10 protein-coding genes are annotated in these 13,174 nt (G+C 43.7%); 1 reads left to right on the top strand and 9 read right to left on the bottom strand.

The window, feature by feature from the left end; all coding sequences use genetic code 11:
* Positions 1-46: 46 nt before the first annotated feature.
* The 8 genes from NH399_RS22615 to NH399_RS22580 form a co-directional block, all read right to left on the bottom strand.
* On the bottom strand, positions 47-2,935 hold the full coding sequence (locus tag NH399_RS22615; protein ID WP_253043480.1) for a TonB-dependent receptor domain-containing protein: 2,889 nt from the start codon (positions 2,933-2,935) through the stop codon (positions 47-49).
* 143 nt (positions 2,936-3,078) lie between these two features.
* The gene (locus tag NH399_RS22610) at positions 3,079-5,769 is read right to left on the bottom strand and encodes a TonB-dependent receptor domain-containing protein (protein WP_253043479.1); all 2,691 of its coding nucleotides are present in this window, start codon (positions 5,767-5,769) and stop codon (positions 3,079-3,081) included.
* Between the two features lie 176 nt (positions 5,770-5,945).
* On the bottom strand, positions 5,946-7,295 hold the full coding sequence (locus tag NH399_RS22605) for a TIGR00366 family protein (RefSeq protein ID WP_253043478.1): 1,350 nt from the start codon (positions 7,293-7,295) through the stop codon (positions 5,946-5,948).
* Positions 7,296-7,349: 54 nt separating this feature from the next.
* A complete protein-coding gene (locus tag NH399_RS22600) occupies positions 7,350-7,631 on the bottom strand; it encodes a hypothetical protein (protein WP_253043477.1) in 282 nt (93 codons plus the stop codon).
* Positions 7,632-7,646: 15 nt separating this feature from the next.
* A complete protein-coding gene (locus tag NH399_RS22595) occupies positions 7,647-8,390 on the bottom strand; it encodes a hypothetical protein (RefSeq protein WP_253043476.1) in 744 nt (247 codons plus the stop codon).
* A 2-nt stretch (positions 8,391-8,392) separates the two neighbouring features.
* Positions 8,393-8,944, bottom strand: coding sequence for a hypoxanthine-guanine phosphoribosyltransferase (locus tag NH399_RS22590; RefSeq protein ID WP_253043475.1), 552 nt, complete (start codon positions 8,942-8,944; stop codon positions 8,393-8,395).
* Complete coding sequence (locus NH399_RS22585) at positions 8,937-9,152, bottom strand: YheV family putative zinc ribbon protein (RefSeq protein ID WP_253043474.1); 216 nt, start codon at positions 9,150-9,152, stop codon at positions 8,937-8,939. The genes NH399_RS22590 and NH399_RS22585 overlap by 8 nt, the downstream gene beginning before the upstream one ends.
* A gap of 33 nt (positions 9,153-9,185) precedes the next feature.
* Positions 9,186-11,102, bottom strand: a complete 1,917-nt coding sequence (locus NH399_RS22580) for an ATP-binding cassette domain-containing protein (RefSeq protein WP_253043473.1) — start codon at positions 11,100-11,102, stop codon at positions 9,186-9,188.
* 324 nt (positions 11,103-11,426) lie between these two features.
* Here NH399_RS22580 and NH399_RS22575 point away from each other — a divergent pair, with 324 nt between their 5' ends.
* The gene (locus tag NH399_RS22575; protein WP_253043472.1) at positions 11,427-12,839 is read left to right on the top strand and encodes a sodium/proline symporter; all 1,413 of its coding nucleotides are present in this window, start codon (positions 11,427-11,429) and stop codon (positions 12,837-12,839) included.
* Here NH399_RS22575 and NH399_RS22570 read toward each other — a convergent pair.
* Entirely contained in the window at positions 12,836-12,991 is a 156-nt protein-coding gene (locus NH399_RS22570) for a hypothetical protein (protein WP_253043471.1), read from the bottom strand. The two genes, NH399_RS22575 and NH399_RS22570, sit on opposite strands and share 4 nt — an antisense overlap.
* Positions 12,992-13,174: the final 183 nt, after the last annotated feature.

Raw genomic sequence — 13,174 nt, 5'->3', positions numbered from 1 at the left:
AAAAGCCCCTGAAACAGGGGCTTTTTTAGACTTCGATCAAAGGATCTTAGAAACGGTATTCTGCTTCTAATGACCACTCACGACCTAAACCAGCACCACCGTACATGTAGATGTTGTACCATGGGTATTGGTAGAAGTAATGAGTTGAGTCTGATGGAGGCTCACTATCGAACAAGTTAGCTACACGTAAACGTAAACGCATGTCATCGTTAAAGAAGTAAGATGCAGTGTAGTTATACGTGATGTGTGGCCCTAAGCGTGGCGCATCACCAGCAGCTTCATCAACTTCTGAACGGTTACGTTTTGGCGTAGAACCACGACGAATACCTGTTAAAGTTGTTGAGAAGTCACCGTTTTCGTAAGTGATAGAGCCAGAGAAACGTGAACGGAATGTCTGAGCAAAACCGCGAGTATCACGAGCATTAAACCAACCGCTTTCAGGGGTATTCTTATTAATTAACTTCATTACATTAGAGTAATCTAAGTTAGTACTGAAAGTACCAAACTCTGTATCCCAATTGCTAGTCAAGCTAATATCAAACGATTGAATACGAGTCTCAGCTGTATTGATCGGAGAAGCGGAGAAATCATCTAACTCACTAATCGTGTTACCATTAAGGTCAGTCTCTGTTGTTCTACTGATACGAGCAGCAACATAATCACAGCGACCTGCCTCTCGTAAGTCACGTTGAAGCTGAGTTTGGCCTACTTCATTACCATACTTACAGGTATAGTCATCATTCAATAAGCCTTGAATAGACTCAGTAGCAGCCTGATCTTTCAAATACTGCTCATTCCAAGTCATGGTTAAGCTAGTGTCATCAGTGATGTCTTTAACAAAACCTAAGAACATGCTGTAACCAGTCTCATCACGCAGAGCTTCTGCCGTGTCAGAGATTAAGTTAGCTGGATTACGTAAAGCAAAGATACCTTGGCTTTCACAGTCAGTCACATCGAAGTTAGCGCTATCACCACCATCTGCAATAAACTGCTCAAAACATGCAGTGTAGTCAGTTGCCCTAGTGTAGAAACCAGAACGAACAAATACTAAGTTCAAGTCAGGAGCACGGAAGCTACCAGAATAACCACCACGGATTAACAAGCTATCTTCTGGACGCCATTCAAAGTTAGCAGCAGGAGTGAAACGAGTTCCGATAGAAGAAGAAGTGCTATCATAGCTATCAAAACGGCCAGCTAAGTTAACAGTGAAGTTATCAGCTACTGGGATGCTTACCTCAAGACCAAGAGCAACACGATCACGCTCCCCCTGACCTTCGTAACCAGTCAGTCCCCACCAGTAAGAACCACTAGCGTTAGGGTGTGGAGGCTCTTGAAGAAGACCAGCATCTGGCTTCATTTCAATTTCAGTATTTTCGAACTCAGCAACGAATGCGTAACCGATAGGGCCGGCGTCCATTTCGCCTAACTCACCAGACATAGTGAACTGAGCTTGTTGAGTGCTAGTTTCGTTACCGTAAGTTTGGTTACCAACTAAACGATCAGCATACTGAGAAGGAAGAGGGTTGTAAAGGTTATCAATCAGACCCCACTCACCTTGACCATCCCAACCATCAATCCAAGACAAGGTGCCTGGAAGGTTCCAGAAATCACCAAGGAAGATATCGATAACTTCTTGAGATACAAATCTAACTTCACTGCTATTAAACTCATAATTACTGTGATTGAAGGTTAACTCCCAATCATGGGTGCCCCACATTCCACGAAGACCAGCAATAAGGCTAATAGATTTATCTTCAAACTGAGTAGACAGATCACGACCTAACTCAGCTGATGTGAAACGACGCTGAGTTAAAGACCATTGAGGCAAACCATAAGTAGCGTTAAGGTTTGTTGGATCAAGCGTATCTTCACTGATAGTTAAGTAATCACGACGTCTTTCTGCATCTGATTGGTGATAAAGAACAGTACCGAACATTTCTAAATCGTTGTTTAACTCGTAACGGCCATCAACAAAGACAGAGTGTTTAGTTGAAGGATTACGGAAGCTGTGCGACTGAGCATAGTCAAGACCACAGAATTCACCTGCATCTGGACGAGTCGCATCTACCATACCAAGAGTAGAACAAGCACCAGCTGGAGGGGTGACATAACGCAAATCACCTAACGAACGATCACCAAATTGATGGTAGTTGTTCAGGTCAAGCACACCACGAGTCAGAACACCATCACCAAAGGGATAGTCTAACTCTGAGTCATACTTTGAGTAATCAGAACCGTAAACACCTTCACGGTCTTGGTATTCGTAAGCGAAAGTAATGTTACCGCTTTCGAAAGATTTACCCGCTAACAACTGAACACGAGTCGTTGCTTTACCAGCGCCTTGCTGACCGTACAATACGTTAGCAATAACGTCGTCTACGTCTTGACGCAAGATGATGTTTACAACACCCGCAATCGCATCAGAACCGTAGATAGCAGAAGCACCCGTAGTCAAAATTTCGATACGGTCAACGGCTGCTGAAGGAATAGCACCGAAGTTAAATACAGTACCGTCACTCTGGTAAGCAGCTGGGTAGCTAGCTACACGGCGACCGTTGATCAAAGTCAACTGAGTACCAACACCAAAACCACGGAAGTTTAATGTTTCAACGTTTGGAGTAAAGCCGCCAGTTTCTGCGCCTTCAAGTTGAACACCGGTGTTTTGAGATAAATCGTTAAGAGCTTCAAAAACCGTTACATAACCACGAGCTTGCATGTCATCGTTAGTGATAACAACAACTGGCTGGGCAGATTCGGCTTGATTTCTTTTGATACGAGAACCGGTAACAACAACTTTCTGTTGCTCTTCCGCTTCTTCATTTTTAGATGTGTCTTCTTCAGCTGACCATACTTGGGTAGAAAACGCCAAGCTGGCAGCTGAGGTTGCTAACAAAGCTGCACGAACAGCTGTAGCAATCCTGCTTTTTTCACTCATTCTCTGTTTCCCCTAATTAGATTATTAGTACAACAAATGTTCTAATTTAGACACGACAGTTTTGCACAAGGCGATTTAACCCCGATTTATTATTTTCGAACGTGCCAACAGACATCTCGCGCAGAAATTGTACACTAACAAAATCAAAATTTCATATTAATTTCTGCAAAAAATTCTCGACCCACAGCATCGTATTGTCCCCTAAAAAAGTGTGGCCATTGTCCTAGGCTGTCATCAATAGGAGGACGCTCATTTGTTAGGTTACGAATCGTTAAAACAAAGTCATTATCATCCAAAAACTTCCGTTTAATCATGAGATTAGCGGTGTACCACGATGACAGACGCCCGCTTCCATCACTTTTTGGAAATGAACCTTTGCGGAAAATGGATAAAGCCGAACCCCAATTTTCTGACGCCCAAGAGAAGGTGAAATTGCTTCTTGTACGAATTTCGTTGTTCGATATGTCATCACGAAAGTTTTCATTTAATGTGGAATATTCACTTGCTATTTCTTGTATCTCGGTATTTAAGATGTGTGAATAACGTAAATCAATACCGACCTTTCCCCAATCATAAACGTCTGAATAGGCACTCAAACCTAAATCAATACCCGATTGTTTACGAAAAGCACGATTCACTGGCGTGTTTACAATTTGATCAATGACTCGATTACTCAGGTCATTTCTTTGAATTCGATTATCTAAACACAATGGATGGGATTGAGGATCAATCGTCTCGCCAGTGCGGAAGTTTGTTCCTGCGTTGCACTGTGCTTCCCAGATCAAAAGCTCAGATTCCAACTGCAACAACACCTGATTTCTCAGTTCAATGTCATAATAATCTAACGACACAATGAAATCCTGGCTGGGCTGATAGATAAACCCTACAGTCTGAGTAACCCCTTCTTCCTCTTGCAGATCTAAAGCACCGGCCCACTCAACTTGTACATTTGATTGATAGCTTTCATTTTGAACACAATCACTGAATGCGTTGCCGTCTTGATTAACACACTCATCAATATCAATGACATTGGTAAAATAACGGGTCTTATTAGCGAACAGATAATTTAAGTCAGGAGCTCTGAAACTGGTACTGCGTACCGCTCGAACACTGAGATCTTCGTTAGGTTTCCATTGCAGTGCTGTTTTCCAGGTTGTTGCGCCGCCGACATCACTTTTGTCTGAGTAATTATCATGACGTAATGCCAAGGTAGCTTCTAGCACTCCAAAACTGTCATCTTTTATTAGTGGCAACCACCACTCAAGGCCCAAAGCTAAATGACGACGCTCACCACCCCCACTAGCGCCTCCCAGACCATACCACTCAAAATTCGCGCTGCGTTGATCAACATCGATATCATAATCCGATTGGTTCCACTCAAAAACGGCTGCGTAAGTTGATGTTCCAGCAGGCAGTTCCAATGCATCGCCTGACATCCAGTAGGACAACGAAGTCATCGTAGAGTTAGCGTCATTAATACCTTTACCAACAAAATCCGCTAACTCTTCATTACCGTAATACTGGAAAATATTGCCTTCGGGATTACCAAATACAGGAAACAAAGGATCGTTAGATACATCATTAATAAAGAAGTTAAGAATTTCATCTCTCTTTAGACGTAATGTTTCCCGATAGTAGTTATATCGGCTGTAAGTAAAACTCACATTGTAATCGAAGCTGGCACTGGCTCCTTCAAAGCTCGTCATTAATGACCAGGAATCTTCATCAAACAGCAAGGTCTGATTGCCCGTTTCTGACGGGTGGAACTCTCTTAATATTTCAAAGGCATTGCCACTGGGATTGTTATTACCATCATTGGCCCAAAACGTTTCTTGAATAAACAGCGGGCTTCTTAAGTTGTTGGTTTGGCTATCCCAGTAGAGTAGATCCAAATTCCAGTGACCATTTTTGAACTCAACATCGCTGTGCGCAAATAATGACAAACGATTTCGTTCATTACGAATCGTACCGTCGCCAGTAAAGTTACGCCCACAAATATCACCGATATTATTGCCGCCACGGGTCACCTCTAAGGCAATCAATCCAGGATGGCTTTCGCACACCTCATTGGCGTTATTCAACCAGTATCGTTGGTTGGTAAAATCAAAAAGATAGATGGAGCGGTCAAAGTCATCATCATCGACATCTGCAAGCCACTCTCTATCACCAGCAAAAATAGGATCGCGTCTTTCCCACTCAAAGCCCAGGGCAAAATTATGGCGATGGAAATTCCAGCCTTTACCACCAGTTAATCGGAAAGAGTCACCTCCACCCTCTGTGGTACTGCCATAACGAACGCTAAATTGTGGCGCCTCATAATCACTACGCAGGATCACATTGATCACACCCGCAACGGCATCAGACCCATAAATGGCTGAAGCCCCATCGGTTAAAACATCAACGCGTTCAATTGCGGTCGTCGGGATGATGGCAAAGTTGAAGAAATTTGATTCACTTTGGTATGGCGTTGGATTAAGCGCAAGACGTTGGCCATTGACTAAGACCAAGGTACGCCCAGGCCCAAATCCTCGTAAGTTCAGCGCTTGTGCCGCCGACGTAAAGCCGTTGGGATATTGGTCACCTTCTAACAGCGCGCCAGTTTGTGCCGTCAGCGATTGCAGTGCATCATACAGGCTAGAATGTCCCAGCATGATAAGGTCATCGGCTGTTAAAGAGAGAATAGGAGAAGGACCGTTATCATCTACCTTTTTGATCAGCGAGCCGGTAACGGTTACTTTTTTTTCTTCCTTTTCTTCTGTCTCAATTTCAGCTGCACACACACCTGTAGTCAAGGTTGTTAAAGTTGCGTACGCCAAAAATTGCAATCGCTGCATTGAATCATCTACCCCAAGTGAATGTCGTTCTAGTTGTCTAATAGCTAGAGGTTAGTCGAATTTTTATAATAATTATGTCCAGGAAGCAACCATTGCTTACTCTGAGTGGAAATATATCACAATATATTTTATACCGTTACAACCTTCAGTGACCTATTTGTCTGTATAAATAAGCATCAATATAAACACCAAAGCCCAATACAGATCACTAAACCTGACCACAGCAAAATAACTGTGCAGTACCCCATAATCTGCCGAATTGATAACCCCGCAATCCCTAATAATGGCAGCGCCCAAAACGGTTGGATCATATTTGTCCATGCGTCACCAAAAGCAACGGCCATAGCAGCCTGATTAAGTGGTACCTGCAAAGACTCCGCAGCTGGGATGATGAGAGGAGCCTGTATGGCCCATTGACCGCCACCCGATGGTACAAAAAAGTTTACGACGCCTGCACTTAAAAACGTGTAAATCGGAAAACTTTCTCGTGTAGAGATATCAACGAACCATTGTGAAATTTCAGCAGCTAATCCTGACTGAGTCATCATGCCCATAATTCCAGCATACAAGGGAAACTGCAACACAATTCCAGAACACCCCTTGATCGCGGTTTGGGCTGCGTTCAAAAAGTGAGTAGGTCGCCAATGTAATATTAACCCCATCACAAGCAAAATAAGATTCACCTGGTTCAGCCCTAACCCGGCATCGCGCTGTATAAAGTGCACCCAACAGTAACTCATTATCAGAGTGGCTAATAACAAGTTAATAACCGGTGAGTGCTCCATCTTCTGAGCCGGGGTATCCAAACTTGCCTGGATGGGTGAGCTTTGCTGGTTTGGCTCCGTCTCAATGTATGGTTGAGCCTTTTTTGGCATCATCATCCAGTTGACCAAAGGAAGGGTAATAACCAAGGCTCCTACGATGATAAGAACCTGCCCACTGAATATCGTTTGCGACAATGGAATAGCTTGTTGATTTAATAGCAATCCAAGAGCGTCGTTTCCTGGCGAAGCAATCTTTAATGGAATAGAACCACTCAACCCTGCATGCCAAATTAAGAAACCTGAATAAGCAGAAGCGACTAACAAAGGGTAATGAACATTCTCTACGCGACGAGCAATTTCCTTCGCCATCACCGCACCAATAACTAGACCAAATCCCCAGTTAAGCCATGAGGCAAGCATAGCAACCACCGTGGTGACCACAATAGCTTGTCCAACAGACTGAACATAGCTGGCAATACTACCAATAAGCTTTTGCACAGGAGCAGCAAGTGCCAGGATATGTCCCAACACTAAGATCAACACCATCTGCATAGCAAAAGTGAGTAGACGCCAAATACCATCCCCCCAATAAGTGGATGTATTGATGAGCGCCTGGGACATTGCTAACTCTTTATCTAGCTGAATGCCCGTAGCGGCAATAAACACCAGGATAGTTATCAAGACTGCAAATAAAAAAGCGTCTGGTAACCAACGCTCCATCACACGCGAAAACGAATCCGCCATCGAAGAAATAACTGTCACTGTACCCTCAAAAGCTTTGCTAAAAAATAAATTATTGTTTTTATATACTCAGAACTAAAAATAAAGTTTTTCTATCGATGCAATATAGGCTTTAACTTCATCATTCAAAGGCGTGCTTTTGGCTTTTTCTAGCACAGAAGCTAGTACACGTTTTTCGTCGTCATTAATTTGCCCATCATCAAGGGCTATCAACAAAACACGTTCAATTTCTTCGATAGAATAACGTCCATCATTCGAAAATGATCGAATAGATTCCATCACCATATTAATGTGAGAAGGGATCTCCTGATCCGTTAGCGTTCTTTTTTCTCCTACAGAGCCATTATCTTTTGTCATGGTTGTTCTCCTTATTTAATCTGATAGTTCTTCAATCGAGCGAGATGATAAATAACTCATCACCTCGCATACTTTATGCTTTAATTGCTCACAAGAATATTCAAGGTTCTTTAAAAACTGATCTTCTGAAGCTCCGGCTTCGTCCAGCAAGTTAGTGATTGACTTGATCGCAAAAAAAGGCACTTTTGTTATCCAGCAAACCCAGGCAATGGCAGCGGCTTCCATTTCTTTTGCCACTGCTTTATTCGCTTCGATAACTTCGATGTCTTTGGGACTTTTTTCTAATGAGCTACCACTGGATACAACACCAAAGGGCAAGTTTAAATCATTAGCCATCGCCCTGACATTAAGAGTGGGATAATACCCAATAGATGATTGATCAAAACCAGGAAGGGGCACTCTTCTATCATGAAAAACAAAATGCTGGTCGCTTAAATAAACAGTACCAATATCAGCACCACGAGATGCAAAACCACCTGCGGTGCCTGCGCTAATGATAATATCAGGCGTTAAGTTTTTTATCGTGGCAAACGCGCTTAAGGTTGCCGCTTGAGTGCCAATGTTATCAACGTCATAACGAGAGTCTTTTCCACTAACAACAACAGATACCTCTAATGAACCAAGCATCCCATCAAAGATCTTCATGGGTAACAAAGGATCAAGTTTATGAGAGTTTTCACTCAAACCCAAAGCATCAATAATAGGTTGAGCTTCTTCTTCCATTGCCATTAACACAGCGACTCTTTTAATTTTCGCCATGTTTACATTCCTTTAACAGCAAAGATACCGGGAGCATTACGCCAGTAGTGTTTGTAGTCCATACCAAAACCAAACACATAGCGATCTTCAACAGTCAGCTCACAATAATCTGCGACTAAATTTTCCGTTGCTTTTCTGTCATGTTGTTTATCAACTAATACCGCTGTTTTTACGCTCAAAGCGCCGAAGTTTTCGCATGCTTTAACAATTTCGATGAGTGTATGACCTTCATCCAGAATATCATCCACAACAATGACATGACGTCCGCTTAAATCAACGGAGGGCTCGACACGCCAATGTATGTCTCGGCCAGATGTTTCACCTCGATAACGAGTTGCGTGGCAGTAAGCAACTTCTAATGGAAAGTTTAAACGCGTTAGCAAATGTCCAGAAAATACCAGGCCACCATTCATAACACATAAAAAAACGGGGCTACTACTCGTGTAATCTTGATTGAGTTGCTCAGCCATTTTATCAAGAGCTTGCTCTATCGCAGACAACTCGATCAGACAATCAGCTTCGTCTAACGTGCTTTTTAACATGTCATTATTCATCGGGGCTAACCCATTGGATCATGTTTTCTGCTGCTGCATGCTTATTATCTGGGGTGTCACTTTTCTGGGATTTCTCATTCATCCCTTCTATGTAGCCGCAGTCAATACATTCAAAAAAATCTTGTTCGTTTTTTTGATACGTCACAATACGATCTTGTGCTTGGCACTCAGGACAAACTGCACCAGCAATGAACCGACGGTTATTCATATTACACCTTCATTTACTCATTTAATCGCAGGATCATTCGATTTCTTGTTGAAGCACCTTCTGCTTTTGCTCCAACTCGTCTTGCGCCTGGAACCACTCGAGCTCCACTTCATCTAAGCGTTCTTTATCTTTGCGCTGAGAGTCTAAAACGCTAGACAACTCGGCTTTATTTTCTTCTTCATACAAACGAGTGTCAGCGAGTTTTTGCTCAAACTCACCTAAACGTTTTTGTAAGGAGTCCATCTCTGACTCCAGTTTATCTAAAACTTTTTTATAGGGTGCCAAAGCTTGACGCATTCTTGCTTCAAGTTGTCGTTGCTGTTTTCTGTCAACCACAACTTCTTTTTTAGATTCTTTGCCTTTGTCACTCTCTTTGCCCCACCGGTTTTGTTTTAGCCACTGCCGATAGTCTTCTGTATCGCCTTTAAATGGCTCAACTTTACCACCTGCAACTAAATAGAGTTCATCCACCGTTGCTTCTAATAAGAAGCGATCGTGAGAAATCAAAATGACAGCGCCAGAGAAATTCTGAATGGCCATGGTAAGCGCATCACGCATCTCCATATCCAGATGGTTGGTTGGCTCATCGAGTAAAATAAGATTAGGCTTTCTATACAGAATCAACGCCAGTACCAGACGGGCCTTTTCACCACCGGAAAAGCCAGCTACCGGATCGAATACTTTGTCGCCATGAAAAGCAAAGCTACCCAGATAATTACGCACAGCCTGCTCTGGTAAGTCAGGCTCTAGCTCCCAAAGATGTTGAGCCGCAGAATTACCGCCATGGAGCTGTTCAAGTTGATGCTGAGCAAAGTATCCGACATTGAGGTGGCGATTCGCTTCACGAACGCCTGATAACACCACTTCTTTACCAACAAGAGATTTTAATAGGGTTGATTTTCCGGCACCATTACGTCCAAGTAGCCCAATGCGACTATCACACCGAACGGATAGTTTTACATCTGACAGTACTTTGTGTTCACCATAGCCAGCCATGACCTCATCCAGTTTTAATAGAGGGTCCGGTTTTTTTAGAGGCTCTAGAAAATCAAACGAAAACTTCTCGCGTACAGCAATGTTTTCTACCGTTGCCATTTTTTCTAGTGCCTTAACCCGGCTTTGTGCCTGTTTGGCCTTACTGGCTTTGGCTTTAAAGCGGTCAATAAATGACTGGAGATGTTTTACTTTAGCTTGTTGTTTTTCGAACTGCTTTTGTTGTAACTGTTCTTGCTCAGATTTTATGCGGATAAACTGAGAATAGTTGCCACTATAATTGCGCACCTTTTTATTTTCAAAATGCAGAATACGACCAACAATAGCATCCAGAAAGTCTCGGTCGTGAGAAATAATCAGCAAAGTACCCGCATAGGCTTTTAAGAACCCTTCAAGCCATAAAACAGCATCCAGATCCAGGTGGTTGGTGGGTTCGTCCAGCAGTAAAACATCAGAAGGTTGTATTAGTGCCTGGGCCAAATTTAAACGCACCTGCCACCCTCCAGAAAGCTCTTTTACCGCCGACTCCATTTGTTGCTGACCAAACCCCAGCCCAGTGAGTAATCTGGCTGCTCTGGCTTCAGCGCTGTAGGCATCGGCTGCCTCAAGTAGCTGATGGGCACGAGCAATCGCCTCACCATCATTTGCCGTTTCGGCTTTAGCCAAAGCTTTTTGCGCTGCTCGCAATGTTGCATCACCATCGAGAACATAGCTTATGGCATCTTTGTCGCCTTCTAAGACTTCTTGCTTTGCATGAGCAATGCGCAAACCCGAAGGCGCCTCATAACGCCCTTCATCACAGGCCAGCTCTCCCAGGATCATCTGGAACAAAGTCGACTTTCCGCAACCGTTAGCGCCAACAATCCCCACTTTTTCGGCATCAAAAAGTGTGAGATCTAAGGCTTCAACAAGAGTGTTGGCACCACGAGAATAAGAGACCTCAGAAAATGTCAGCATAAAACACATGCTCCCTGGTCGCTTATTGAGAACCCAGTCAATTGATTAATATTCGCCATCTTATACATCAAATTTCGAAAACACTTATGTAGTATTGATACCCATCGCCATTCAAGGTGCAGCGGTATTGGCTGCGCGCACTCATCCTAATTACTTAGCGTATCTAAGCTCAAGGGATTCGCTTGCTGCCTGCACTATGAAATACTTTGGGTATAGTAGCCCAGCACCGTTAATTTCTGGCAGAAAGAACGCAAGTCATTCCATCGGTACTTTTTTTACGGCTTTAAGCCTGATATGGTCACAGAAAAAAAAAGTGTCGCCATTATGTCAGATTCAAATACCGTATTAATTACTCTTCTGGTTTATAAAATCATCCTCATAGCCATCGGGCTATGGGCCAGTCGTCGCAGCCATTCTACCACTGATTTTTTCTTAGGTGGACGTCAATTCGGTAGTTGGGTAGCAGCAATCAGCGCCTCAGCCAGTTCTAGCTCCGCCTGGACCCTGCTGGGTGTCAGTGGCGCAGCTTATCTGTGGGGATTATCTGCCATCTGGTTATTCCCTTCGGTGTTGCTTGGTTTTCTCTTTAATTGGCTTTGGGTTGCTCCGCGTATTCGTAAGCTGTCAGTACAAGAAGATGCCCTTACCCTCACCTCACTGCTCGTGACTGAGCCTCATCAGCCTTTAGCAGATACCATACGTAAAGCTGCAACCCTGATTATTGCGTTTTCATTCATCTTTTATATTGCCGCTCAATTCAAAGCCGCAGGCACCAGCTTTACCAGTGTTTTTAATATAGGCATGCCTGCTGCCATTGCCACCGGGGCGCTCATCATTATGGTGTACACCCTGCTCGGTGGATTTTGGGCTGTCAGTGTAACGGATACTCTGCAAGGTCTATTGATGGCTGCAGTGGCTATCATTCTGCCGGTTGCCGCGGTTATGGAAGTAGGAGGACTGAACCAGCTGTTTACACAGATGGGCACAACAACCATCCCACACTACATGGATTTAGCTGGCGCCAACTCTGGCATTGCCGCCATTGGCTTTGCTATTGGCCTGTTGGGAATTGGCAACGGTTATCCAGGCCAGCCTCATGTGGTCAATCGCTTTATGGCACTGAAGGACGAAAAAAGCCTGCGTCACGGCAAAGTGATCGCCATTACCTGGGCCGTTGTGGTGTATAGCGGCATGTTGTTATTAGGCTGGGCTACGCGAGTGTTGATTCCTGTGGTTGATAACAACGAAGATATTTTCTTTTTAGCCACGAACAGTCTGTTTTCTCCTGTGATTGCAGGCATTGTGATAGCCGCCGTGTTGTCGGCAATTATGTCGACAGCCGATAGTCAGATATTAGTGGTGTCTTCTTCAGTCGCCTATGATCTTAAGAAACGCAATGATGAAAGAATGATTCTGAGGTCACGGGTAGCCGTGATTGGTGTGTGCTTACTTGCGGTATTGCTCGCGCTATGGGTTGACCAGAGTATTTTCAATCGAGTCCTCTTTGCCTGGCACGCAATAGGCAGTGCCTTTGGTCCCGTCCTGATCATTCGGTTGATGCGTAGGCATATCAGCAATAAGGCCGTCCTTGGCTCTATGCTGACTGGATTTGCGCTAACGGTCCTTATTAATAGTCAACCCAACCTACCAGGCGATATCGCCGAACGTTGGATTCCTTTTATTACTGCACTGATGATTGCCTGGTTTGGCTCTCAGAAAAAGAGCGAGAGCCCCTAGTGCTCTCTAAATACAACGGGCTCTTCTTTCGCTGACGACTTCGAAGAGCCATTGCTCCATTCTGCCATTTTGGATTTAGCCTTATTAAACAGGTCCATCCAAAATTCATGAAACGCTACTCCTAAAACAATTCCGCATATTAATGCCAACATCCTGCTCTCCTGTAGTAATGACCAATTCAGTAAAAGATAATGCAGTCTGCGTGCCAAAACGTAACTTGTTGTTTTTTCTATACTTGTTGAATTTCGCTCTTAGATTTATTAGTGATTAGAACCAAAGATTGGCAAATTTGAAACTGACATCCATTAAAATTCCTTTTACTATCCCCTGAGCCA

It is taken from the genome of Pleionea sp. CnH1-48 (genome assembly GCF_024124665.1).
Lineage (GTDB): Bacteria > Pseudomonadota > Gammaproteobacteria > Enterobacterales > Kangiellaceae > JAMXSB01.
This window is presented reverse-complemented; position numbering and strand designations above follow the sequence as displayed.

Excerpts from the sequence above, each read along its gene's own strand:
- NH399_RS22570 (WP_253043471.1), bottom strand. The coding sequence starts at position 12,991 with ATGTTGGCATTAATATGCGGAATTGTTTTAGGAGTAGCGTTTCATGAA.
- NH399_RS22595 (WP_253043476.1), bottom strand. The coding sequence starts at position 8,390 with ATGGCGAAAATTAAAAGAGTCGCTGTGTTAATGGCAATGGAAGAAGAA.
- NH399_RS22600 (WP_253043477.1), bottom strand. The coding sequence starts at position 7,631 with ATGACAAAAGATAATGGCTCTGTAGGAGAAAAAAGAACGCTAACGGAT.
- NH399_RS22585 (WP_253043474.1), bottom strand. The coding sequence starts at position 9,152 with ATGAATAACCGTCGGTTCATTGCTGGTGCAGTTTGTCCTGAGTGCCAA.
- NH399_RS22590 (WP_253043475.1), bottom strand. The coding sequence starts at position 8,944 with ATGAATAATGACATGTTAAAAAGCACGTTAGACGAAGCTGATTGTCTG.
- NH399_RS22610 (WP_253043479.1), bottom strand. The coding sequence starts at position 5,769 with ATGCAGCGATTGCAATTTTTGGCGTACGCAACTTTAACAACCTTGACT.
- NH399_RS22615 (WP_253043480.1), bottom strand. The coding sequence starts at position 2,935 with ATGAGTGAAAAAAGCAGGATTGCTACAGCTGTTCGTGCAGCTTTGTTA.
- NH399_RS22575 (WP_253043472.1), top strand. The coding sequence starts at position 11,427 with ATGTCAGATTCAAATACCGTATTAATTACTCTTCTGGTTTATAAAATC.
- NH399_RS22580 (WP_253043473.1), bottom strand. The coding sequence starts at position 11,102 with ATGCTGACATTTTCTGAGGTCTCTTATTCTCGTGGTGCCAACACTCTT.